The organism is Pseudomonas sp. 8_5_2, assembly GCF_059295255.1.
Genome location: NZ_CM181238.1, coordinates 2717121 through 2738732 on the forward strand (window position 1 = coordinate 2717121; position 21612 = coordinate 2738732).

General features: G+C 64.0%; 23 protein-coding genes and 1 pseudogene. 11 read left to right on the top strand and 13 right to left on the bottom strand.

The features are described 5' to 3' along the window. Window positions 1-28 precede the first annotated feature (28 nt). Window positions 29-910, top strand: a complete 882-nt coding sequence (locus tag AC5O5R_RS12480; protein ID WP_172221255.1) for a LysR substrate-binding domain-containing protein — start codon at window positions 29-31, stop codon at window positions 908-910. 113 nt (window positions 911-1023) lie between these two features. Continuing rightward, window positions 1024-1539 carry a superoxide dismutase [Cu-Zn] SodC gene (gene sodC, locus AC5O5R_RS12485; protein WP_494515422.1) on the top strand — a complete coding sequence of 172 codons (516 nt, stop codon included), beginning with the start codon at window positions 1024-1026 and terminating at the stop codon, window positions 1537-1539. A 389-nt stretch (window positions 1540-1928) separates the two neighbouring features. Here the strand turns inward: sodC and ctlX are convergent, their stop codons facing one another. Both ctlX and ocd read right to left on the bottom strand, forming a co-directional pair. After that, window positions 1929-2882, bottom strand: coding sequence for a citrulline utilization hydrolase CtlX (gene ctlX, locus AC5O5R_RS12490; protein WP_172221261.1), 954 nt, complete (start codon window positions 2880-2882; stop codon window positions 1929-1931). A gap of 23 nt (window positions 2883-2905) precedes the next feature. After that, window positions 2906-3958 (bottom strand): ornithine cyclodeaminase, encoded by a 1053-nt coding sequence (ocd, locus tag AC5O5R_RS12495; protein WP_172221264.1) that lies wholly within the window; start codon window positions 3956-3958, stop codon window positions 2906-2908. Between the two features lie 189 nt (window positions 3959-4147). On the opposite strand from ocd, the gene AC5O5R_RS12500 reads away from it, so the two are divergent. Next, on the top strand, window positions 4148-4570 hold the full coding sequence (locus AC5O5R_RS12500; protein WP_172221267.1) for an Lrp/AsnC family transcriptional regulator: 423 nt from the start codon (window positions 4148-4150) through the stop codon (window positions 4568-4570). 329 nt (window positions 4571-4899) lie between these two features. Further along, on the top strand, window positions 4900-6318 hold the full coding sequence (locus AC5O5R_RS12505; RefSeq protein WP_172221270.1) for an amino acid permease: 1419 nt from the start codon (window positions 4900-4902) through the stop codon (window positions 6316-6318). A 35-nt stretch (window positions 6319-6353) separates the two neighbouring features. Here AC5O5R_RS12505 and AC5O5R_RS12510 read toward each other — a convergent pair whose 3' ends face one another. The 5 genes from AC5O5R_RS12510 to AC5O5R_RS12530 form a co-directional block, all read right to left on the bottom strand. Continuing rightward, the gene (locus tag AC5O5R_RS12510; RefSeq protein WP_175586149.1) at window positions 6354-6506 is read right to left on the bottom strand and encodes a hypothetical protein; all 153 of its coding nucleotides are present in this window, start codon (window positions 6504-6506) and stop codon (window positions 6354-6356) included. 78 nt (window positions 6507-6584) lie between these two features. After that, window positions 6585-7184 carry an START domain-containing protein gene (locus tag AC5O5R_RS12515; protein WP_172221273.1) on the bottom strand — a complete coding sequence of 200 codons (600 nt, stop codon included), beginning with the start codon at window positions 7182-7184 and terminating at the stop codon, window positions 6585-6587. 90 nt (window positions 7185-7274) lie between these two features. Then, window positions 7275-8111, bottom strand: a complete 837-nt coding sequence (locus AC5O5R_RS12520; protein WP_172221276.1) for a bifunctional allantoicase/(S)-ureidoglycine aminohydrolase — start codon at window positions 8109-8111, stop codon at window positions 7275-7277. A gap of 106 nt (window positions 8112-8217) precedes the next feature. Then, complete coding sequence (locus tag AC5O5R_RS12525) at window positions 8218-9609, bottom strand: LLM class flavin-dependent oxidoreductase (protein ID WP_494515423.1); 1392 nt, start codon at window positions 9607-9609, stop codon at window positions 8218-8220. 16 nt (window positions 9610-9625) lie between these two features. Further along, window positions 9626-10606, bottom strand: coding sequence for an aliphatic sulfonate ABC transporter substrate-binding protein (locus AC5O5R_RS12530; protein WP_172221282.1), 981 nt, complete (start codon window positions 10604-10606; stop codon window positions 9626-9628). A 198-nt stretch (window positions 10607-10804) separates the two neighbouring features. Here AC5O5R_RS12530 and AC5O5R_RS12535 point away from each other — a divergent pair, with 198 nt between their 5' ends. Beyond that, window positions 10805-11689, top strand: coding sequence for an NHL repeat-containing protein (locus AC5O5R_RS12535; protein ID WP_172221287.1), 885 nt, complete (start codon window positions 10805-10807; stop codon window positions 11687-11689). A gap of 8 nt (window positions 11690-11697) precedes the next feature. Here the strand turns inward: AC5O5R_RS12535 and AC5O5R_RS12540 are convergent, their stop codons facing one another. Next, entirely contained in the window at window positions 11698-12582 is an 885-nt protein-coding gene (locus AC5O5R_RS12540; RefSeq protein ID WP_172221290.1) for a DMT family transporter, read from the bottom strand. Between the two features lie 169 nt (window positions 12583-12751). On the opposite strand from AC5O5R_RS12540, the gene AC5O5R_RS12545 reads away from it, so the two are divergent. Further along, entirely contained in the window at window positions 12752-13423 is a 672-nt protein-coding gene (locus AC5O5R_RS12545; RefSeq protein WP_172221293.1) for a TetR/AcrR family transcriptional regulator, read from the top strand. Window positions 13424-13488: 65 nt separating this feature from the next. On the opposite strand, the gene AC5O5R_RS12550 is transcribed toward AC5O5R_RS12545, so the two are convergent. Next, complete coding sequence (locus AC5O5R_RS12550; RefSeq protein ID WP_494515424.1) at window positions 13489-14496, bottom strand: GlxA family transcriptional regulator; 1008 nt, start codon at window positions 14494-14496, stop codon at window positions 13489-13491. A gap of 270 nt (window positions 14497-14766) precedes the next feature. On the opposite strand from AC5O5R_RS12550, the gene AC5O5R_RS12555 reads away from it, so the two are divergent. Then, entirely contained in the window at window positions 14767-14979 is a 213-nt protein-coding gene (locus tag AC5O5R_RS12555) for a PLD nuclease N-terminal domain-containing protein (protein ID WP_172232460.1), read from the top strand. A 46-nt stretch (window positions 14980-15025) separates the two neighbouring features. On the opposite strand, the gene AC5O5R_RS12560 is transcribed toward AC5O5R_RS12555, so the two are convergent. Next, window positions 15026-15346: a hypothetical protein gene (locus tag AC5O5R_RS12560; RefSeq protein WP_494515425.1), complete on the bottom strand. Its 321-nt coding sequence runs from the start codon at window positions 15344-15346 to the stop codon at window positions 15026-15028. A gap of 222 nt (window positions 15347-15568) precedes the next feature. On the opposite strand from AC5O5R_RS12560, the gene AC5O5R_RS12565 reads away from it, so the two are divergent. Together AC5O5R_RS12565 and AC5O5R_RS12570 are read left to right on the top strand one after the other, a co-directional pair. Then, on the top strand, window positions 15569-15979 hold the full coding sequence (locus tag AC5O5R_RS12565; protein ID WP_172232466.1) for a RidA family protein: 411 nt from the start codon (window positions 15569-15571) through the stop codon (window positions 15977-15979). A 197-nt stretch (window positions 15980-16176) separates the two neighbouring features. Continuing rightward, a complete protein-coding gene (locus AC5O5R_RS12570) occupies window positions 16177-17049 on the top strand; it encodes a DMT family transporter (RefSeq protein WP_172232469.1) in 873 nt (290 codons plus the stop codon). Here AC5O5R_RS12570 and AC5O5R_RS12575 read toward each other — a convergent pair. Continuing rightward, the gene (locus AC5O5R_RS12575; RefSeq protein ID WP_172285921.1) at window positions 17046-17765 is read right to left on the bottom strand and encodes a TorF family putative porin; all 720 of its coding nucleotides are present in this window, start codon (window positions 17763-17765) and stop codon (window positions 17046-17048) included. The genes AC5O5R_RS12570 and AC5O5R_RS12575 overlap by 4 nt on opposite strands. 81 nt (window positions 17766-17846) lie before the next feature. Then, on the bottom strand, window positions 17847-18098 hold the full coding sequence (locus AC5O5R_RS12580; protein ID WP_172232935.1) for a hypothetical protein: 252 nt from the start codon (window positions 18096-18098) through the stop codon (window positions 17847-17849). Between the two features lie 193 nt (window positions 18099-18291). Between AC5O5R_RS12580 and AC5O5R_RS12585 the strand changes: the two genes are divergently transcribed. Together AC5O5R_RS12585 and AC5O5R_RS12590 are read left to right on the top strand one after the other, a co-directional pair. Then, window positions 18292-19710 (top strand): DUF3300 domain-containing protein, encoded by a 1419-nt coding sequence (locus tag AC5O5R_RS12585; protein ID WP_494515426.1) that lies wholly within the window; start codon window positions 18292-18294, stop codon window positions 19708-19710. After that, window positions 19707-20594: pseudogene (locus AC5O5R_RS12590) on the top strand (DUF2950 domain-containing protein); the annotation flags it as partial. The gene AC5O5R_RS12585 and the pseudogene AC5O5R_RS12590, both read left to right, overlap by 4 nt. Before the next feature lie 47 nt (window positions 20595-20641). Here the strand turns inward: AC5O5R_RS12590 and AC5O5R_RS12595 are convergent. Beyond that, window positions 20642-21598, bottom strand: coding sequence for an AraC-like ligand-binding domain-containing protein (locus AC5O5R_RS12595; RefSeq protein ID WP_494515427.1), 957 nt, complete (start codon window positions 21596-21598; stop codon window positions 20642-20644). Window positions 21599-21612 lie beyond the last annotated feature (14 nt).

The window sequence follows — 21612 nt, forward strand, 5'->3', positions numbered from 1 at the left end:
GCTTGCCATTCAGCAGTTGAATATCAATATGTCTATCAGCGTTAAATCGAATAGGGCCCTGTTCGACCTCGACCTGCTGCGCGCCATCGTCGTGGTGGCCGATTGCGGCAGCTTTACCACCGCAGCCGCGCGCCTGCATTCGACCCAGTCGACCATCAGCCAGAAGGTGCGCCGCCTGGAGGACATGGTCGGCCACCGGCTGTTGGTGCGTGGCAACCGCGACGTGCTGCCGACCGACGCAGGGCAGACCTTGCTCGGCTACGCCCGGCACATGCTGGCGCTGAACGACCAGATGCTCGAAGCCCTGGCCGGGGCGATGGTGGGCACCACGGTGCGTCTTGGCGTCCCCGAGGACTTCGTTGGCGGGCGTACCACCAATGCGCTGTCGGCCTTCAGTCGCCTGCACCCGCAGGTAAAACTCGAGGTGACCAGCGGCCTGTGCCGTGACCTCAGCCAGGCCTACGACAACGGTGAGCTCGACCTGGTGCTGCTCAAGCAGCGGCGCAACACCCGCGAAGGCGTGGCCTGCTGGCCCGAGCGGTTGCAATGGATCGACAGCGCGCGCTCCCCGGCTTTCGAGCTGGACCCGATCCCGCTGGTGACCTTCCCACCCCGTGGCCTCTACCGCGAAGACATGATCAGTGCAATCGAAGGCATGGGCCGGCGCTGGCGCATCAGTTTCACCAGCTCCAGCCTCAGCGGCATCCAGGCGGCGGTTGCCGATGGCATGGGCATCAGCCTGCTGCCGCCAAGGGCGGCGACTGGCGAGCATCAGGTGCTGGGAGGCAGGCAGGGGCTGCCGGAGGTCGACAGCTATGAAATCGTCATTGTCCACCGGCCGACAGCGGACGTGATGATCAAGGCGCTGGCCGAGGTGATGACGCAACTGCTGGCGGGCGGCGGCATCTAGCGGCCGAGGGGGAAGTGTTTCAGTCTGTGGCTGGAGGGAATGCATGGCAGTCTGCGCAGTCCCACCTGTTACGTGGGTACGACGCCCAACATCCCAAGCCATGGAGAAACATGATGAAAGCAGCAGTATTCGCCGCATTGCTGACCAGCACCGGCCTGGCCCAGGCGGCCCAGACTGTGGAACTCAAGCTTGCAGGTGCCGATGGCCCGGGCAAGTCGATCGGCACCATCAGCATCGAGCAGAACAAGTACGGCACTTTGCTGACCCCGGACCTCAAGGACCTGCCGCCGGGTGTGCATGGCTTCCATCTGCACCAGAAAGGGTCTTGTGCAGCGGCTGAAGAGGGCGGCAAGACCGTGCCGGCCGGGGCTGCCGGTGGTCATTGGGACCCGGACACCAGCAATGCCCACAAAGGCCCGTACGATGACAGCGGCCATCGCGGGGACTTGCCGGCGCTGTATGTCGGGGCGGATGGCAAGGCCACTTACCCGGTGCTGGCGCCGCGCCTCAAAGCCGAGGATTTCAAAGGCCACGCGCTGATGGTGCATGCTGGCGGTGACAACCATAGCGACCACCCCGCGAAGCTTGGCGGGGGTGGGGCACGGGTGGCGTGTGGGGTGGTGGAGTAGCAGGTTGTGATCCCAGCGGGATAGTCATGGAGCCCTATAGGGATCCCATAAGGGCAGACAGGTGTTTGCCGCAAGATATGCAGCGCCTGTGAGATCGAGCGCCGCCCGCGCGGCGCTTCGCGGGGCAAGAGAGTGTCAGTCAGTTAAGGCTAATGGGGCTGCTGCGCAGCCCATCGCCGCGGTTCGTCGCCACGGCAAGCCAGCTGCCACCCCGACCGCATCGAATTCAAGTCATGCGCCGTACTTGTGGGAGCCTGGCTTGCCGGCGATGGGCCGCAAAGCGGCCCCAATTGCTTAACTGCCTGGCATTAGGGCTTGCCCCGCGAAGCGTCGCGCGGGCGGCGCTAGACCTCACAGGCGATGCAAATGCGATGGCAAGCACCCGTGAGTCAGGCACACGCCGCAATCAGGCGCGGTGACAGGTGAATCCCGGCAATCATGCAGCGCACCGAGCCGCCGGCCATTTCGATGGTCGGCACGTCCAGCGGCACTAGCCGCGCCGAGCGTTCGATGCGCTGGCGCTGCTCGGCGGTCAGGCTGTCGAAGGCCTTGCGTGACAGCGCCAGGATGCGCCCGTCACGCCCGGACAGCTCGATGGCATTGCCGGCGAACTGGCTGATCTGCAGGTTGCTCAGCGCGATCACATCGCGGCCCGATTCAATCAGGCGCATCCGCACTTCTTCAGCCCGCGCCTTGTTGGTGAACGTGTCAAACCCCACCAGGGCAAACTCGGTCGCCACGCACATCAGCACGTTGGTGTGGTAGATCGGCGTGCCGTGCTCATCGGCAGTATCGAACACCATCGGCTCGAAATTGAAGTGCGTGCTGAAACGCTCGAGGGCAATCGGGTCGGCGCGGTTGGAGCGTGCGGTGTAGGCCACCCGCGACAGGTGGTCGAAGACCATGGCGCCGGTGCCCTCAAGGAACAGGTCGTCCTGTTCCAGCCCCGAATAGTCGATCACATCCTGCACGCGGTACTCATGCTTGAGCATCTCGATCACATCGGCGCGGCGCTCGCGGCGGCGGTTGCGCGAGTACATCGAGTAGATCGCGATGTGCCCGCCTGGATGCGTGGAGAACCAGTTGTTGGGGAATACCGAGTCCGGGGTGTCGTGCTCGCCAAAATCGTCGAACAGGTGCACGCGCACGCCTTCGGCTTCCAGCCTGCCGGCGGCGTGGGTCACTTCATCGCGGGCCACTTCGGCCAGGTGCTGCCCGGCAGCCCCGCTGCTGCTGCGCTGGAACGAGTTGTCGGCTGCGGTTTCCGGGTTGGGGGTGAACGCATGCGGCCTGACCATGACCACTGCTGCAGGTGCTTGAATCGAACGCGTTGGAAATGCCATGTAGAAATACCCGTTGGGAAAGGTCAGGCAACGCGTCGGATGCGGGTTTTGGCAGCACGGCCACGGGTATGGCTGAACAGGTCTTTAGGGTCGTCTTCCACCCACGGCACCAGGTCGATCTTCGCGCCCATGCCGCGCTTTTCCGCTTGCTGTAATACGTACCGTAGCACGGTGTAGTCTTCGAGGGCGAAGCCCACCGAGTCGAATACGGTGACCTGGCTGTCGCTCTGGCGGCCCTCGGTTTCGCCTCGCAGCACGCGCCACAGGTCGACCACCGGGAAGTCCGCTGGCAATTGCTGGATATCGCCTTCAATGCGGGTTTGCGGCTCGTACTCGACGAACACCCGGGCGTTGCGCAGCACATCGGCATGCAGCTCGGTCTTGCCCGGGCAGTCGCCACCCACGGCGTTCAGGTGCATGCCGGGTTCGAGCATGTCGGCGGTGATGATGGTGGCGTAAGCCTTGTCGGCCGTCACCGTGGTGATGATGTCGACGCCTTTCACCGCTTCGGCCACCGAGCTTGCGCGGCGGATGGTCAGGCCGCTGTATTCCTTGAGGTTGGCGATCAGCTTGGCAGTGGCCAGCGGGTCGGTGTCATAGGCGACGATTTCTTCGATGCCCAGATGTTTGTGGAAGGCCAGGGCCTGGAACTCGCTCTGCGCACCGTTACCGATCAGCGCCATCTTGCGTGAGTTGGGCCGCGCCAGTGCCTGCGCCGCCATCAACGAGGTGGCCGCAGTGCGCAGCGCGGTGGCGATGGTCAGTTCGGACAGCAGCACCGGGTAGCCGGTATCGACATCGGCCAGCACGCCAAAAGCCATTACCGTATGCAAGTCACGGGCAGTGTTGGCCGGGTGGCCGTTGACGTATTTGAAGGCGTAGCGGCTGTTATCGGCCACGGGCATCAGTTCGATCACGCCCACTTCCGAGTGGCTGGCGACACGCGCGGATTTATCAAACTCTTGCCAGCGCATGAAGTCATCACGAATGGCCGCAGCCAGTTCGCCAATGAACGGCGCTACGCCAATGTCATGCACCAAGTCCGACATGGTTGGAACATCAATGAAATACGTCATGTGCTTGCACCTTGTTATTGTGCACTTACCCCGCAATGCAGGGTAAACGCTTGAAATTGTCGAAGTGTCGCGGCCTGAATATTTTGCGGCAGGGTTACGTCAACCGGAAGAATGCAGGTTGCCAGTTTCGTCAACTTTCTAGACAATCTGCCACCCCAAAGTAGCAATCTGATTATTTGGCAGGATTAAATGGATACTATCGATCGGGAACTGATTGCGCTGTTACGGGACAACGCGCGTACCCCGGTGCTGACCTTGGCGAAGAAGCTCAAGGTGGCCCGGGCAACCGTGCAAAACCGCATCACCCGGCTCGAAGAGCAGGGCGTGATCATCGGCTACACGGTACGCCTGCGCTCCGATGCGCTGGACCAGGGTGTACGGGCAATCACCAGCATCGGCATCAGCGGCCACCACGCCGCAGAGGTCAAGCACGCGCTGCGTGGGCACCCCAACGTGGTGGCGATCCATACCACCAACGGCCGTTGGGACCTGATGGCAGAGCTGCGCGCCGACACCCTGGAAGCCTTCGACCGGGCGTTGAACGCCATTCGCTCGATACAACACATCGAAAACACCGAGACCAGCATCCTGCTCTCGACCTACAAGATGTGACCGAAGGGTCAAGCGTTGGGCCGCGCGCATTGCGCAAACTGTCACCCAGGCTTTTCACACTGCACAAAATCGCGTTGGCGCTGTGCACTCTGTAGCGTTCCGCTTGACCTGGGCCGCTGGCAAAATTAAACGGCTTTCGCGGCACGTCACCCGGGTGCGTTTCAATTGAATAGGCAAACCCGCTGCGAAGTTGCGCCGGGCACTGTCAGTCATCTGTGTTACTCCCCACGCTTCGTCAGTCTTTGATGACTTGAACCTGCACGTCAGTCCCTATTAACGGGTGCGGTGCGGGATGCTGAGGTTTTACAAAAAAGAATAAGAGGTCAACTATGCAGCAAACGTGCAATGCGCAAAGCACACCGCCGGAAGCGGGTCGCGTGCTTAAACGGCGACTGGAAAACCGGCATATCCAGCTTATTTCGATCAGTGGCGCCATTGGTACCGGCCTGTTCATGGGGTCGGGCAAGATCATTGCGCTTTCCGGCACTTCGATCATTCTCGTCTATGCCATCATCGGCTTCTTCGTTTTCTGCATCATGCGCGCCATGGGCGAGATGCTGCTGGCCAACCTGCAGATGGAGTCGTTCGCCGAGCTGGTGCACAACTACCTGGGCCCACGGGCCGGCTTCATCCTCAGTTGGTCGTACTGGCTCAGCTGGGTGGTGGCGGCGGTGGGTGATGTGGTGGTGGTAGCGGGGTTCTTCCAGTACTGGTACCCCGATGTGCCCACCTGGCTGCCGGCATTTGCCACCATGTTCCTGCTATTGGGGCTGAACATGCTGGCGGTGAAGGCGTTCGGTGAAGTGGAGTTCTGGTTCGGCCTGATCAAGATCGTGGCCATCGTGCTACTGGTGGTGACCGGGCTGGTCATGGTCGCCACGTCCTACACCAGCCCGGTCGGCGTAACCGCATCGTTCAGCCACCTGGTGGCGCCGGGGGTGGTCATGCCCCATGGCTTCCTTGGCTTCCTTGCCGGCTTCCAGATCGCAATCTTCTCCTTTGTGGGTACCGAACTGATCGGCACCGCAGCGGCAGAGGCCAAGGACCCGGAAAAGACCTTGCCCAAGGCCATCAACACCATCCCGGTGCGCATCCTGCTGTTCTATATCTGTTCGCTGGTGTGCATCATCAGCGTCATCTCCTGGGCCAATGTGCCGGCTAACCGCAGTCCGTTTGTCGAGCTGTTCCTGCTTGGCGGGCTGCCAGCCGCGGCCGGTATCATCAATTTTGTGGTGCTGACTTCGGCCGCCTCGTCAGCCAACAGTGGCGTGTATTCGGGCTCGAGGATGCTGTACGGCCTGTCGCATCAGCAGCAGGCGCCGGTGGCCTTCGGCCGGCTGTCGGGCTCGGGCACGCCGGTGCGCGCGCTGGTGTTCTCGGGGGTGTGCATGGCCATTGCGCTGACGCTGCTGTTCGTGATCCCGGAAGTAATGACGGTGTTCACCCTGGTGTCGACCATTTCTGCCGTGATGATCATCGTTACCTGGTCGTTGATCCTGATGTCCTACTTCGCCTACCGTCGGCAAAACCCGTTGGCGCATGCACAGTCGAAGTTCAAGCTGCCGGGCGGCAAGGTCACCGCAGCGCTGTCGCAGCTGTTCCTGATCTTCGTGCTGTGCCTGCTGGCGCTGGAACCGGACACTCGCACCGCGCTGTATGTGATGCCCTTGTGGTACGGGGGGTTGTTGTTGGCGTATCGGCGCAGGGCCAAGGCGTGTGCGCAGCTGCAGGCCGCCACCGCAGCGTAGAATTTTCGGGCTGCGCAGCAGCCCCGCTTGACTGCTCAGCCAGCGGGCGATGCATCGCGCAGCCAGTCCACCAGCCCCAGGATCGTCGGCGTGACGGTTCGCCCTTGTGGCACCACCAGGTAATAAACCTCACGCCGCTGCACAACCTGGTCGGTGAGGCGATCGAACACCGAGGCGGTCTTCTGCATGGATCGGACATTACCGCGGACAGCGCCTGGCCCTCGCTGGTCAGGCGGGTACCGCGATGCAGGCGCTGGAGCAGCCCTTCAAGGCTGGCGCTCCGCCACCGCCCGCAAGGTGCGCAATGTCACGACCGGCGCATCCACCACAAACCGGTTGGCCAGCCACCCCGGCACGTCCCCGGCAGGGTCGGCCTGCAACTGGTAAGTGACCTCAGTCTCGCGCTCACCCAAGGGTTTCATCCGCCACTCACCGCTCAACCGCTGCACCCGGATCAGCCCCTCGACCTTGGGGATCCTGTCGGGCTCGGCGCTGAGGTGCCGCAGCAGGGTGCCGTCTTCCAGGCGTTCGCTGGTGACCTTCAGCACGATATCCCGCGGCATCGTCGGCCATGGCAGGTTGGTGGTCAGGTACACCCAGGTGCGGTCGCCGTCCACGTCCAGCAAGCGCATCTGATCGCAGGCGTACAGCCACTTGCAGGCCACCCGCAGGTTCTCCTGCAGGTCGGTGAGGGTACGCACGCTGGCTTTCATGGTGCTGACCCCTCGAAACTGCTGGTAGGACGAGTCGCTGGCAGCGCTCAGGTACACGCGAATGCCTTCGCGGTCGTAGGCCAGGCTCCAGTCATCGGCGGCCAGGGCAGGGGTGCACAGCAGCAGGGTGGCGAGCAGCAGGCAGCGGTTCATGGCTGGCACCGCGCGGGGACGAAGTGTCTGAGTATGCGCGGCAAACAGAAAGCCCGCCAGGTTGGCGGGCTTGCGGGCATCAGCGTGGGCTTAGCGCTTGGGGTTGAGCGTCAGGTGCACATGACGGTTGACGTCCTTGTACAGCAGGTAGCTGAAGTTGCCTGGGCCGCCGGCGTAGCAGGCCTGCGGGCAGAAGGCGCGCAGCCACATGAAGTCGCCGGCTTCCACTTCGACCCAGTCCTGGTTCAGGCGGTACACGGCCTTGCCTTCCAGCACATACAGGCCGTGTTCCATCACGTGGGTTTCGGCGAACGGGATCACGCCGCCTGGCTGGAAGGTGACGATGTTCACGTGCATGTCGTGGCGCATGTCGGCCATGTCGACGAAGCGGGTGGTTTTCCAGCGGCCTTCGGTGCCCGGCATTTCGATGACGGTGGCGTTGTCGCGGTGGGTGACGAAGGACTCCGGCACATCCAGGCCTTCAACTTTCTGGTAGTGCTTGCGCAGCCAGTGGAAGGTGACATTGGCCTTGCTGTTGTTGCGCAGGCTCCACTCGGCGCCCGGGGCCAGGAAGGCGTAGCTGCCCGGTACCAGGCTGTGGTGCTTGCCTTCGACGGTGATGTCCAGCTGGCCTTCGACGATGAACACCACGGCTTCGGCGTTGGCGTCCATTTCAGGGCGCTCGCTGCCGCCTTCCGGGGCCACTTCGACGATGTACTGGGAGAAGGTTTCGGCAAAACCGGTCAGCGGGCGGGCGATGACCCACATGCGCATCTTGTCCCAGAACGGCAGGTGGCTGGTGACGATGTCACGCATTACGCCCTTGGGGATGACGGCATAGGCTTCGGTGAACATGGCACGGTCAGTCAGCAGCTCGGTCTGAGCCGGGTGCCCACCGTGGGGGGCGAAGTACGATTGGTTCGACATGGACGATCTCGACTTGTTGTTCTCTCCCCATGCCTTGAACCGCACCGGCCGGTGCGGCGCAGGGGATGTGGCGACAGAATAGGGTCGAGCGCGTCCCATCCACAAATTAAATGTTGGAATACCCGGTATTTGATCGCTGAATGTCGACCTGGCGACCCACGTGCTGCTCCGGCAACCGGTCGCCCTGGCCGAACAACTTGTGGCGCAGGGTGCCGTCGGCGTAGCTCAGCGGGTAGCGGCCACGGCGTTGCAGCTCGGGCACCAACAGCTCGACGACATTGGCCAGGTCCTCCGGTTGTACGGCGTAGGTCAGGTTGAAGCCATCGATACCGGTCAGGTCCAGCCAGTGCTCCAGCTGGTCGGCAATGTCGCTGGCAGCGCCCACCAATACCGGGCCGCGGCCACCCAGGCCAACGAACCCGGCAGCCTCGCGTACGGTCCAGCGGCGGTCAGGGTCGGCTGCGGTGAAGGCGGCCAGGGCGGCTCGGCCGGCATCGTTTTCGACGTACTCGATGGGCGCGTCGGGGTCGAGGTCGGCGAAGTCGATACCGGTCCACCCCGACAGCAGCGCCAGGGCGGCGTCCAGGTCGACATGGCGGCGGTAATCGGCAAAGCGTGCCTCGGCTTCTTCGCGCGTGGGGGCGACGATCAGCAGCGCCTGGGCGTAGATCAGCACCTCGTCGCGGCCACGCCCGGCCGTTTCGCTGGCCTGGCGGATGCCGTCGGCATAACGGCGCAGCACCGTCGGCGTCGGCCCACTGATGAACACGCATTCGGCATGCTGCGCGGCAAACTGCTGGCCGCGTGCCGAGGCACCGGCCTGGAACAACACCGGCGTGCGTTGCGGCGACGGTTCGCACAGGTGCATGCCGGGGACCTGGAAATGCTCGCCAACATGGTTGATGGGGTGTACCCGGGTTGGCTCGATGTAGCGCCCGCTGTCACGCTCCAGCAGCACCGCATCGTCGTCCCAGCTTTTTTCCCACAATTTGTACAGCACCTGCAGGTATTCCTCGGCCAGGTCGTAGCGCTGGTCGTGGCCCAGCTGGCGCGCCAGGCCCAGGTTGCGCGCGGCGCTGTCGAGGTAGCCGGTGACGATGTTCCAGCCGACCCGGCCATTGCTCAGATGGTCGAGCGTGGACATGCGCCGGGCGAACGGATAGGGGTGCTCGTAGGTAAGCGAAAAGGTGACGCCGAAGCCCAGGTGCTCGGTGACCCCGGCCATGGCCGGCACCAGCAGCAGCGGGTCGTTGACCGGCACCTGCACGCCACCGCGCAGGGCGGCTTCGGGGCCGCCCTGGTAGACGTCGTAGATACCCAGCACATCGGCGATGAACAGGGCGTCGAACAGGCCGCGTTCGAGCAGCCGGGCCAGGTCGGTCCAGTAGCTGAGGCGGTTGAAGGCCACGCTGGTGTTGCGCGGGTGGCGCCACAGGCCGGGGGACTGGTGGCTGGCGGCGTTCATGCTGAAGGCGTTGAAGCGGATCGGGCGGGGCATGGCTGGCATTCTCCGCTCAAGGCAACACGGAGGCAGGGTAGACCGCATCGGCTACCTGCAGCTTGCGCGGGATGAGGCCCAGGCCCTGGAAGGTATCGGCCAGTTTCTGTTGCTCTGCAATTATTTGCGGGGTGATGGCCACGGCGTTGTAGTTGCGTCGTTCGCTGGCCACTTCCAGCACGTCGGCATTGATCCCTAGCTGTGGGGCCAGCAAGGCGGCAACCTCGGCAGGCTTGCTGTTGGCCCACTGGCTGACTCTGCCCAGTTCGGCGAAGAAGGTTTTCAGCAGGGCGCGGTGCTGGTCGGCGAAGCTGGCGGTGGACAGGTAGAAGGTGCGGTTGCTGGACAAACCGTTGCCATCGCGCAGGTTTTTCAGGCCGGGCTGGTGCTCTGCGGCGGCGAGGAACGGGTCCCACAGGGTCACGGCCTGGACGCTGCCCGATTGCAGGGCAGCTACCGCGTCGGCGGCATTGTTGACGTAGGCGGGGGTGATGTCCTGGTAGCTGAGGCCAGCCTGTTGCAAAGCCACGGCCAACAGATACTGGGCGTTCCAGCCACGGCCGGTGGCTACACGCTTGCCTTTCAGGTCCTGCACGCGGGCCAGGTGGTCCTGCTCCCGCACCACCAGGCCGATGCCGCGTGGGTAGGGTTGTTCGGCGGCCAGGTAAACCACCGGCTTGCCTGCGGCTTGGGCAAACACCGAAGGCGCGTCGGCGGCGTGGCCGAGGTCGATTGCACCAGTGCTCAGGGCTTCGAGCAACTGTGGGCCCGCAGCAAATTCGTGCCAGCTGACAGTTACCCCCTGCGGTGCCAGGGCCTTCTCCAACGCGCCGCTACCTTTGAGAATGTTGATGCTGTTGAATTTCTGGTAACCGATGCGCAAGGTCTTGGCGTCTTCGGCCACGGCTTGCGACCACGGCAGCAGGGCACTGGCGACACTGGCCAGCAAACCGCCGATCAGCAGGCGGCGCAGGGGGGAAAAGGGTCGGGAAGGCATGGGCGTTGTTCCTTGTATGGGGCAGCTAGCGATGCACCCAGACTAGGGAGATGGCCGTTGGCTTTCAATTTTAATATTTCCTTTTGTTAGATTGTTTTGTTCTTTTTATATCCTTTTGTTTTGTAACGATCTGTCGATTTTCGACATTTTTTTCACATCCGCTTGCTAGCATCCCCGGCAATCCCGAGGAGCCCCTAGATGCCGCACATCCTGCGCAAACGCAGCACCCGTATCGCTTTGACTGCCACCACTGGCCTGCTCGCGGCTACCTTCGGTTTTTTCGCCTGGCAGAGTTTTTACCCGGTGCAGGCTGCAGCCGGCTGGGGCGTCGAGGTGCTGCACCGGGATGTGACCAAGGCCGCGTCGCTGTTGCCGCAAGCTGATGGCAGCCTGCTGGTCAGCCGCGAGCTGGATGATGGCCAGGGCAGCATTCTCAAGATCACCGCGCAGGGCGACCGGGTGGTGGTCATCGACAACCTGTCCAAGCCTGACGGTATGGTGGCGGCGCAGGGCGGCTGGGTGTTCAGCCAGGAAGGCGGGCTCGCTCCGGTCAGCCTGGCCCGTGATGGCCGGGTGACTCGACTGTTCGATGGCGAGAGCGTGCAGGGCCTGTGGAATGACGGCGATTACCTGTATGCCATTGAGGACCGCAAGGGCAATGGTCGTTTGATGCGCTATGACTGGAACAGCGGCCAGCTCGATGTACTGCGCGCCGGCCTGACCGAAACCGAAGGCCTCACCCGCTGCAGCGATGGCCGCCTGCTGTACACCGAGAAGGCCAATGGCAAGGTCCGCGCCCTGTCCGAGGATGGCAAGGACCCGGTAGTGGTCGATGGCCTGCGTAACCCCACGTTCCTGTTCTGCGACCAGCGCGGCCTGTGGATCAGCGAAGACAACACCCATCGCGCACGCCTGCTGCGCGTTGATGCCCAGGGTATTCAGCACACTGTACTGACCTTCCTGAAAGCCCCTCAGTCCATAGCCGCCGATGGCAAGGGCGGTTACCTGCTGGCTGAAGGCGGTCGCAACCGTGTGCTGCACCTGACCCCGCCGCTGCAGCCAGATACCGCACAGCGCGACTGACCCCGCGCTTAGCTGGGCAAGCGCCGCTTGCGCCCCGGCAGCAGCCCCAGCACCAGCATGCAGCCGAGCAGAATCACCACGCCGCCGGCGGCCTGCAACAGGCTCAGCGCCTCATCGAGGAACAACGCGCCGACCACTACCGCCACCAGGGTGACCACGAACTCCACGCTGATGGCGCGGGTAGCGCCGATGCGTGCCACCAGGCCAAAGTACAGCACGTAGGTGGTGGCGCTCATCACCGCGCCGCTAAGCAGCAGGTACAGCCAGTCGCTGGCTTGCGGCACACTGGGCACCGGCACTACCAGCAGCAGTGGCAAGGTCAGCAACCCGCCCGCCAGGAACGCGCCGCCGGTTACCGTCCAGGGGTCCTGGCCGCGCAAGTGCAGGCTGGCGTAGTTGCTGCCGTAAGCGGCGCTGATGCAGCCGAGCAGCGAAGCGATGCAGCCGTGGATGAAGTCGTCATCGATAGGCCGGGCGGGGAAGCCCACCAGGATGGCGATGCCGACAATACCCAGCAGCAACCCTGCCAGGCCCTGCCGGGTGATTTTCTCAAGGCCCCAGACGCGTCCGATCAGCATCGAGAACAGCGGAATGGTGGCGACAATAATCGCCGCCATTGCCGTGCCGATGCGCGGGGTGGCGTACGACAGGCCGATCAGCTGCCCAGCCACCGTCGTGGCGCCCACCACCAGCAGCGGGACCAGCAGTGGCCGCAGGCGCAGTGTGCGGCCCAGCAGCGCGGCGAGCAGCGCCAGGGTACCCCCGGCGATCAGTGCCCGCAGGCTGACCGCGCCAACCCAGCCAAAGGCATGCACCACCTTGAGTACCACCAGGAACGAAAAGCCCCAGGCGATGGCCAGGAACAGGTAGGCGGCGAGGTCGCGCGGTTGCATGGGGCAGGGTCCGTCCGGGGCAGTGGCAGGCAGGCTAGCGGGTTGTGCCGGGCGCTGACAAGGCCAGCCAGCAGGGCTGCTACCTGGCTACCCGACCAACAGCGTGCTTCCCTGCATGGTCGCGCTCACGGATAATCCCCCTATTCCAATAAACAGCCTGTGAGTGGGTATGAGTGATTCCGTAGTCGGCCTCGGCCAGCCTGAAACCGAAGGGGTGCGCAGAACGCGCAAGAACAACCCCGAGAAAACCCGCGAGGACATCCTCCAGGCCGCCATCAACGAATTCGTCCAGCAAGGGCTGGCCGGCGCCCGCGTCGACGCCATTGCCGAGCGCACCGCCACCTCCAAGCGCATGATCTACTACTACTTCGGCAGCAAGGAGCAGCTGTACTGCGAGTGCCTGATCAAGCTGTACGGCGATATCCGCAAGACCGAGCAAAGCCTCGACCTGGAGTCGCTGCCGGCCGAGCAGGCGATCCGTCGGTTGGTGGAGTTCACCTTCGATCACCACGACCGCAATGTCGACTTCGTGCGGATCATCTGCACGGAGAACATCCACTATGGCGAATACGTGAAGCAGTCGCCGGCGATTCGCGAAATGAGCAGCCTGGTGCTCGAAGCCCTGGGCAATACCCTGCACCGTGGTGTGCAGGAAGGCGTATTCCGCACTGGCATCGAGGTTATCGACCTGCACATGCTGATGAGCGCGTTCTGCTTCTACCGGGTATCGAATCGCCACACCTTTGGCGAGATCTTCCAGATCGATCTGTCCGACGAGCAAATCAAGCTGCGCCACAAGGCCATGATCTGTGATGCGGTGCTGCGCTATATCTGCGTCTGAGCAGGCTGACAGGGTGTTGCGCCAGTGAGATCGAGCACCGCGCGGGCGGCACTCGATATGCCCGGTTATTCGCCCAGGCGCTGCTCCCGCGACGGCGGGTACCCGAAGTACGCCGCATAGCACTTGCTGAAGTGCGACACCGAGACAAACCCGCAGGCCACTGCCACCTCCATCACCGACAGGTCGGAGTACTGCAGCAGCCGGCGGCTCTTGGTGATGCGCAGTTCCATGTAATAGCGCCGCGGCGACGTTCCCAGCTGGGCCTGGAACAGGCGGTCGATCTGACGGCGCGAGCGCCCGCTGTAGGCGGCCAGCTGGTCAAGGCTGAGGGTTTCCTCGAGGTTGTTTTCCATCAGCTCGACGATGGTACGCAGGTGCAGGCTCATGGATTTCTTCGCCCCTGGGCCGACCTGGCGGTAGCGTGCGCCCGAGAACGACAGGATTTCCTCCACGCCCTCGGCCAGGCCGTCGCCGTACAGCCTGCGCACCAGGCCCAGCATCAGCTCCATGGCGCCATTCGGGCTGGCGGCGGTGAGGCGGTCGCGATCGAGGGTGAAGCTGGCCGGGGTGATGCGCGTTTGCGGGCTGCGTTCGGACAAGCTGGCGCGCTGCTCGGGGTGAATGCTGCAGCCATAATCGTCCAGCACCCCGGCGCGACCCAGGAACCACGCGCCGTTCCACAGGCCGCCCAAGGCCATGCCGTGAGCGGCACTGTCATCTAGCAGGCGGTCGAGTTGCGAGTACTTCAACGGTGTGCGCAAGCCGCCGCAGACAACCAGCAGGTCAAGTTCCTTCAACGCCTCGGCAGACAGCTCGGTGGCCACCAGCTCCAGCCCCAGGTCGCTGAGTACCCGGTCGCCGTCCAGCGACAGCGCGGTGAACTGGAAGCTGTCGGCACGTAGCAGGTTGGCTGTGACCAGCACGTCCATGGCCACGGTGAAGCTGGCCATCGAGAAGTGTTCGAGCAGGATGAAATCGACCCGATAGGGGGCCTGGGCATTGGCGCTGCTGGTTTTCAGCCGCAGCATGTTGCTGGTACTGGTCTTCTTGCTGAACTGGCGTGGCGTGGGCACTCTGGACTCCGCTTCCTGGCTGGCCTGGAGAGTGTGGGGGCTGGCCGGGGGAAAGACAACTTTCCGGGTGGTTGTGACGTATTGCAGGTCGTGTTCATGCAAGCGGCCTGGTGTGGCAACCAGCGCCCACATGAACTGCACAAAGCCAGCGTCTGGTGCTTTACTTGAAGAAGCTGGCTTGCCGGCGTGGAGCCTCAAGGCAGGCAAATCCGTCTGAACCCTTGGCGCTCGCTGCCACCTAAGCCAGTACATGCCAATGGGAGGATGCTCATGGAAATCGGAACAATCTGGTTCCTCGTTGCAATCGCGGTGATCCTGCTTGAAGTATGGGCCATCTGGCACATCATCGGCAGTGAGCGGCGCGCCGAGCGCAAGATGCTGTGGATCGTGTTCGTGGTTTACGCACCTGTCATCGGCCTGCTGGTTTGGGCCTTGCGCGGGCCGCGGGCGGTGAAGGGCAGGGTAGTGCTGGAAGAGAAGTGAGCATCGTCGGCATCAGGCGCAGGGGCGCCCGATGCCGCGCCGCAAGCTAGACGATATTGAAGCGGATCGCCGGGCCCAGGCCGTCGACCATCAGGCAGCCGTAGAATTTTACGCTCGACAGTACTCGCAGCTGTTTGAGTTCTGCATGAATGCGCTCGCGGATAACCCGCTCCGCTTCAAGGGCTTTGTCCGCCTTGGAAAGGCTGGCGAGCTGTACCCAGCCCAGCAGTGTGGTCTCGATATGCTCCACGGTGTCCAGGCCAATGTTTTCCCGCAGGCGCTGGCGTGCCTGCGCGGCATCGTATTCATCTTCATCCGGGTCGCGCGGCTTGATGGTGTAGGCGAGTTGAAAGTCATGTTTGCTCATGGGGTTTCCTTGTTGCATGCAGGCCTCCGTGCCGGGATGGGCAATCTAACGCCTGTCAGCGACGGCGCAAACAGACGCGTGGTTTACGGTAGCTGCCACGTTGTGCGAAACGTCCTACATCGCGAGGCTTGCCTGGCGAGCGTCCCCGCCTTTTCGGGCTTGACCTCGAGTTAACTTAAGGTCCGATACTCCGCCACTCTTTCAACTGAACGAGGGCTTGTCGTGACCCCATCAAGTGCATTCCAGCTAAGCAACCCAGAAGGCCTCTACGACCCCAGTAGCAACGCGTATTCCCACGTTGCCGAGGTGCGTGCCGGCAGCCGCCTGCTGTTTATCGCCGGCCAGGGCGGGGAGGACCGCGACGGCGCGTTGTCGCCCGTGTTCGCCGAGCAGGCGCGCCAGGCGCTGGCCAACCTGGAGCTGGCTTTGGTATCGAAAGGCGCCGGCTTGGCCCAGGTCGTCAAGTTGACACTGCTGGTGGTCGAGCATTCGCAAGCACGGCTGCGCGAATGGGTGGCCGCGGCCGACGAGGCCTGGGGGCCGAACATGAAGCCGACTTGCACACTCATACCGGTGCCCCGGCTGGCGCTGGACGGCATGCTGGTGGAGATCGACGCTGTGGCAGCGGGCTAGGACTTTGGGGCGTTGCATCAGGGCTTACAGGTGCTTGCACAGCATTTTCAGCGCCTGTAAGCCCTGATGCTATCCGGGTGCCTGACCATCGGGCTCGCCGGCCAACCAAGCGCCAAAACCCCATCTGTTGTATATCGACGCAGGTCCTGTCAGCATCCCCGCTACAACAACAGTTCCCCCTCAGAGGTGACCCCACCATGAGCACCGGCACCACCACGCTTACCAACCGCAAGGCCCGTTCCTGGCTCTGGCCTGCATTGTTCAGCCTGGTGGCCTTCGCCGCCAATTCGGTGTTCTGCCGGCTGGCGCTGAAGGACGGGGCCATCGACCCGGCATCGTTCACGGTGGTACGCCTGGCCAGTGGTGCGTTGTTCCTGCTGTTGTTGCTCCGCCTGCGTCGGCCGGTGCTCGCCATGGGCGGCAGCTGGCGGGGCGGTCTGGCTCTGTTCCTGTACGCGTTCCTGTTTTCTGCCGCGTACCTGCAACTGGGCGCAGGTGCAGGTGCCTTGCTGCTGTTCGGCGCCGTGCAGATCACCATGTTCGGGTTCGCCTGGTACAAGGGCGAACACATCACCGTGCGCATGTTGCTGGGGATGCTGATCGCCTTTGCCGGCCTGCTGGTGCTGCTGCTGCCCGGGGCCGAGGCGCCACCCTTGCCCAGTGCCTTGCTCATGGCTTTGTCCGGCGTCGCCTGGGGGGTGTACACGCTGCTGGGCAAAGGCTCGCCCAGGCCATTGGCCGACACTGCCGGCAACTTCATGCGTAGTTTGCCCTGGCTGGTGCTGTTGACACCGATGCTGCTGCTGAGCGCAGGCCCACACCTCACCACGCCGGGTTGGTTGTATGCCCTGGGCTCCGGCGTGCTGGCATCTGGCGCGGGTTATGCGGTGTGGTATGGCGTGGTCAGGCAGGTCACTGCGCAACAGGCAGCGACCATGCAGCTGAGCGTGCCGGTCATTGCCGCACTGGGTGGGGTTGTGCTGATTGGTGAACCGCTGTCGGTGCGCCTGCTGGTGGCCTGCGTTGTGGTGCTGGGGGGTATCGCCCTGGCACTGGCGCCGCGCCGTTAAAAGAAACTGCGCTGCGCCTTGAGCGTGACCACGCTGTCGCAATAGGTGTTGATGCCCGAGTATGCGTCACACCCGTCGCCACTGAGGTTGGAGTTGCTGTAGATGAGGTTGAGGTCGATGCCAAGCCAAGGCCGCGACAGCTCCAGCGACCAGTCGGAGAACCCACTGACCTGGCTGCCATCACCAATGGTGAACGGCGTGCCCAAACGGTGATGAGCGAGCTTGACGGTCAGGTCGACAGCGAACAGCGGCAGTTGGCCGAAGTCGGCAAACAGGGTGCCGGTGCGGTTGTCGGGGTTGTCGCGCAGCGCCCCGCCGAAGCGGCTGCCCAGCACCGAAATACCCCCATACAGCGCATAGCTGTCGGGGCCTGCGATATTCGGCTGGCTGTAGTGGATCAACCCCATTTCGTAGCCCAGGCTGCTGTCGAAGTGGTGCTTGTAGCCCAGGTAGCTGTCCAGCCGCAGCGTCGAATCGGCGGTAACGCCCATGCTGGGGGCGTACTGGCCAATGTACCAGCCACTGGGGTGGCTCAGGTCCAGGCCGCCGTGAAAGGCACCGACGGCACTGGGCGAAATCAGCCCTTGGGCCATGCTGCGTGATGGGGTGGTGCCGAGCGTGAAGTCGAAGCCGCCCAGATCGCGTTTGATCTGCTGGGCCAGCAGCATGGGGCTGAATAGCAGTGCAGCGCTCAACAATAGAAGAGGCCTGGTCATGGTCTCCATCCTGGAAAGCTTGCGGTTGAGCGGTAGAGGATACCTGCGCAGGTGGCTGGAGGGAACCGCCGGTTAGCCGGTTCAGCCTTTGGTCGAACGGTCAGCGTCGGCGGCTTCCGTCACCACAGGCAGGTTGCCGGCACGCTGGATCACCCGCCGCTGCAACTCGTAGTCGTCCAGCGAAAGGCCCCGGCGCTGCAACGCTTCCAGCTGCAGCTGGCGGGTTTCGTCGGCGGTGTATGCACGCAGTTCGGGGTGGCTGGCACAGCCGCTGCTGATGGCGATGGCAAAAACGGCAAAGATGGCGAGCAGCGGGCGGGCCAGGGTATTCATGGGTGAGCTCCGGGGGCCTGTGGTAGTTGGCGAGTCGATGGAGCAAGGTTATTCGGCAATGCCGTTTGGCAGAAATTGCCATTCTCGATAGTGACTATCGACCGCGCGTGAGCCGCTGGCGGTTTATGCCCGATGGCCGAATTCACCATCGTTGCTACCCTTAACCCACGCGGCCTGGTCTTGGGGATAAGCGATGCGCATGCCACTGTGTGTGGTTTTGACGGCAGCACTGTGCCTTGGCACCGTGCCCGGCCTGGTGCTGGCAGCAGAGGTACCGGCCACCGAGCCGCCTGCGGCGGCCGATGCGGTCGCGGCCAAAGACCCGGTTTTCACCCAGGCACAGCTGGACCAGATGCTCGCGCCCATCGCGTTGTACCCCGATGCGCTGCTGGCCCAGGTACTGATGGCGGCCACCTACCCCGGGCAGGTGAGCGAAGCCGTCACCTGGTCCAAGGCCAACCCCAAGGCGTCCGGCGACGATGCGGTCAGGCAAGTTGCCAAGCAGCCGTGGGACCCGAGCGTACAAGCGCTGGTGGCGTTCCCGCAGGTGCTGGCGACCCTCGGCCAGGACCCGGCCTGGGTCCAGCGCCTGGGCGATGCCTTCCTTGCCCAGCCCGACGATGTCATGGCCGGCGTGCAGCGCTTGCGTCACCAGGCACAGGCTGCCGGCAACCTGCAGAGCAACCAGTACCAGAACGTTACCGTGCAGGCCGCCCCGGCACCGGCGGCCAGCACCCAGGCGCCTGTAGCCAGCAGCCCGCCGAGTACCATCATCATCCAGCCGGCCGACCCGCAGGTGGTTTACGTGCCCAGCTACAACCCCACCACCGCCTATGGCACCTGGGCCTATCCCGCTTCGCCACCGGCCTACTACCCGCCGCCGCCCCTGTATTACGCCGGCTCCGCACTGGTGGCGGGCCTGGCCTTCGGTACTGGCGTGGCAATTGTCAGTTCGCTGTGGGGCAACTGTGACTGGGGCCACAATGACATCGACATCGACGTCAACCGCTACAACAACCTCAACGTCAGCAACCGTATCAGCAACAACCAGAACAAATGGCGGCACAACACCGTCAACCGCGAAGGTGTGCCTTATCGCGACGCCCGCAGTCGCCAGCAGTATGGCCGCCAGCTGGACGGCGCCACGCAACGTACGGCCTTTCGCGGTGACGACGCCCAGCGCGCGCAGGCCCGTGACAAGGCCAGGGCCTCGATGGACCGGGCCGGCATCGAACGGCCGGCGACCAATAACCGGCAGGCACGCCAGCAAGTGCGTGAAGCGCAGGCAGGCAATGCGGGCGGCCAGCGCGTGCAGCCCCTTGGCGATAACGCGAGGGCGGCCGACCGTCGCCAGGAACTGCGCAGTACCCGGGCGCGGCATGGTGAAGGCCAGGCGCGGCAGTTGGCCCATAACCGCGCTGCCGGTACCGCAGGCCGGGCCCGCAACAATGCCTTCGACGGCGTGCGCGCACCGTCACGCACCAGCGCGCAGGCCAGCCGTGGCCACGTCAGCCAGGCGTTTGCCCAGCGCCCCAATGCATCGCGTGCCGCGGGGCACGCCATATCGCGGCCGAGTGCGCCGGCGCGCCGTGGTGCAGGGGGCCGGCGATGAGCCGCCGGGCGTTGGCGGCATTGCTGCTGGCGGCAGGCATGGCCAGCTCAGCGTTGGCCACAGCGCAACAAACCTTCGCGACGCCGGAGCAAGCAGTGGATTCCTTTGTCGCAGCGCTGGGCGAGACAAAAGCTGACGAGGCCCGCCTGGCCCAGTTGCTGGGCGATGACTGGCGTACCTACATACCGCGCGGCGGCGTGCAACGCAGCGACGTGGACACGTTCCTGGCGCAATACCATGCGCAGCACAGTATCGACCGGCCTGGTGAGGACAAGGCCATACTGGCGGTAGGCAGTGACCACTGGACCTTGCCCATACCGCTGAGCAAAAGCCGCCAGGGTTGGCACTTCGACCTCAAGGCCGGCAGCGCCGAAATCCGCGCCCGGCGCATTGGCCGCAACGAGCTGGGCACCTTGCAGTCGCTGCTGGCCTACCACGACGCGCAAATGGACTACGCCACCCAGGACCATAACGGTAACGGGGCGCTGGAATACGCGCAGAAGGTATTCAGCGAGCCGGGCAAGCATGACGGGCTGTACTGGGACGACAACGGCGACGGTGAGGTCAGCCCGCTAGGCCCGCTTTTTGGCCAGGATGTGGTCGGTGACGCCTGGTACGGCTACCACTTTCGCATCCTCGATGCCCAGGGGCCCTCCGCCCCGGGTGGCGCCTACAGTTACCTGATCGGCAACCAGATGAGCCGCGGTTTCGCCATGGTCGCCTGGCCGGCCAGGTACGACGATACCGGCGTGATGAGCTTCATGATCAGCCATGACGGCCAGGTCTTCGAAAAAGACCTCGGGCCGCATGGCGACAAGCTGGCTGGGCAGATGAAGCGCTTTGACCCGGATGACAGCTGGACGGTGGTGGATGTCGCGGCGGGGGTTGATCGCGCAACTTCAGCGCCTGGCCTGAATGCTGCCGCAGCGCCTCAGTGCGCACACGCAGCCCGAACCTCCCGCGCCGTGCACCCATAACGCTGGCGAAACGCCCGGGTGAACTGCGCCTGGTCGGTAAAACCCCAGCGAAACGCCAGTTCGCCGATGGCCAGGTGGCAGTGCGGGTCGCGCAGTTGCCGGTGCACGGCCTCCAGGCGTTGGTGACGCACCCACTCACCGAGGGTATAGGGTGTGATCGCGAACAGCTTGTGCAGGTAGCGCAGCGACAGCCCGCAGGCACCGGCGATGGCGGCTGGCGACAGCTCTGGGTCGCCAAGGTGTTGCTGCACGTACTGCTCGACCCGCGTCAGGTGCAGGGTGCTGAGGTTGCTGCCTTCGCTGCCCAGCACCCGCTGGTCCTGTTGCAAGGCCAGCAGCAGGGTGGCGGTGGCCTGCTCCAGCAGCAGGTGGCGGGCGGCGGCTGGGCTGGCGTCGAAGTGGCGGGCGCACAGGTCCAGCTGCTCGACGAAGATGCGACCCAGGCCCTGGCTGGCATCGAAGCAATGGCGGGTGTAGCGCTTGTGCCCGAGCAGGTTGGCCTTGAGTGCGCGTTCGGGCAGCTTCAGCACCCACAAATCGTTCTGCTTGCCGTAATGGAAGCGGTAGGGCGCATCGCCGCGCTCGACGATGAAACCGCCCGGGCTGCAACTGAGCTGCTGGCCGTCCTGTTCGAAATGCACCTCGCTGCTGCGCGGCACGGTCACCAGGTAGAACGCTTCATGGTCCTGGCCGATGTGCACCTTGCTGCGCGAGTAGCCCAGCTGGCTGGAGCGCAGGCGCGACAGGCTGAGCGGCGTGCTGGGGGTGCTCCAGCGCTGCAGGTGGCCGTCGAACGGCTGTGCGGTGGCGAACTCCAGGGTTAACGGGAAGTAAGTGTCACTGATGGCTTGGGCCCAACGCGCCTGGCGCTCCGGCTGTGGCCAGCCGTGGGTCGAGAGTTCTGTGGGCATGGTGGTCCTTTTTC

Bases quoted from the DNA above. Each gene is read 5' to 3' on its own strand.
- AC5O5R_RS12580 (WP_172232935.1), bottom strand. From the start codon at position 18,098: ATGAATACCCTGGCCCGCCCGCTGCTCGCCATCTTTGCCGTTTTTGCC.
- AC5O5R_RS12575 (WP_172285921.1), bottom strand. From the start codon at position 17,765: ATGACCAGGCCTCTTCTATTGTTGAGCGCTGCACTGCTATTCAGCCCC.
- AC5O5R_RS12525 (WP_494515423.1), bottom strand. From the start codon at position 9,609: ATGCCCCGCCCGATCCGCTTCAACGCCTTCAGCATGAACGCCGCCAGC.
- AC5O5R_RS12545 (WP_172221293.1), top strand. From the start codon at position 12,752: ATGAGTGATTCCGTAGTCGGCCTCGGCCAGCCTGAAACCGAAGGGGTG.
- ctlX (WP_172221261.1), bottom strand. From the start codon at position 2,882: ATGGCATTTCCAACGCGTTCGATTCAAGCACCTGCAGCAGTGGTCATG.
- AC5O5R_RS12515 (WP_172221273.1), bottom strand. From the start codon at position 7,184: ATGAACCGCTGCCTGCTGCTCGCCACCCTGCTGCTGTGCACCCCTGCC.
- AC5O5R_RS12520 (WP_172221276.1), bottom strand. From the start codon at position 8,111: ATGTCGAACCAATCGTACTTCGCCCCCCACGGTGGGCACCCGGCTCAG.
- AC5O5R_RS12585 (WP_494515426.1), top strand. From the start codon at position 18,292: ATGCGCATGCCACTGTGTGTGGTTTTGACGGCAGCACTGTGCCTTGGC.
- AC5O5R_RS12500 (WP_172221267.1), top strand. From the start codon at position 4,148: ATGGATACTATCGATCGGGAACTGATTGCGCTGTTACGGGACAACGCG.
- AC5O5R_RS12570 (WP_172232469.1), top strand. From the start codon at position 16,177: ATGAGCACCGGCACCACCACGCTTACCAACCGCAAGGCCCGTTCCTGG.
- AC5O5R_RS12535 (WP_172221287.1), top strand. From the start codon at position 10,805: ATGCCGCACATCCTGCGCAAACGCAGCACCCGTATCGCTTTGACTGCC.
- AC5O5R_RS12555 (WP_172232460.1), top strand. From the start codon at position 14,767: ATGGAAATCGGAACAATCTGGTTCCTCGTTGCAATCGCGGTGATCCTG.
- AC5O5R_RS12480 (WP_172221255.1), top strand. From the start codon at position 29: ATGTCTATCAGCGTTAAATCGAATAGGGCCCTGTTCGACCTCGACCTG.
- ocd (WP_172221264.1), bottom strand. From the start codon at position 3,958: ATGACGTATTTCATTGATGTTCCAACCATGTCGGACTTGGTGCATGAC.
- AC5O5R_RS12540 (WP_172221290.1), bottom strand. From the start codon at position 12,582: ATGCAACCGCGCGACCTCGCCGCCTACCTGTTCCTGGCCATCGCCTGG.
- AC5O5R_RS12510 (WP_175586149.1), bottom strand. From the start codon at position 6,506: ATGCAGAAGACCGCCTCGGTGTTCGATCGCCTCACCGACCAGGTTGTG.
- AC5O5R_RS12595 (WP_494515427.1), bottom strand. From the start codon at position 21,598: ATGCCCACAGAACTCTCGACCCACGGCTGGCCACAGCCGGAGCGCCAG.
- AC5O5R_RS12505 (WP_172221270.1), top strand. From the start codon at position 4,900: ATGCAGCAAACGTGCAATGCGCAAAGCACACCGCCGGAAGCGGGTCGC.
- sodC (WP_494515422.1), top strand. From the start codon at position 1,024: ATGAAAGCAGCAGTATTCGCCGCATTGCTGACCAGCACCGGCCTGGCC.
- AC5O5R_RS12560 (WP_494515425.1), bottom strand. From the start codon at position 15,346: ATGAGCAAACATGACTTTCAACTCGCCTACACCATCAAGCCGCGCGAC.
- AC5O5R_RS12530 (WP_172221282.1), bottom strand. From the start codon at position 10,606: ATGCCTTCCCGACCCTTTTCCCCCCTGCGCCGCCTGCTGATCGGCGGT.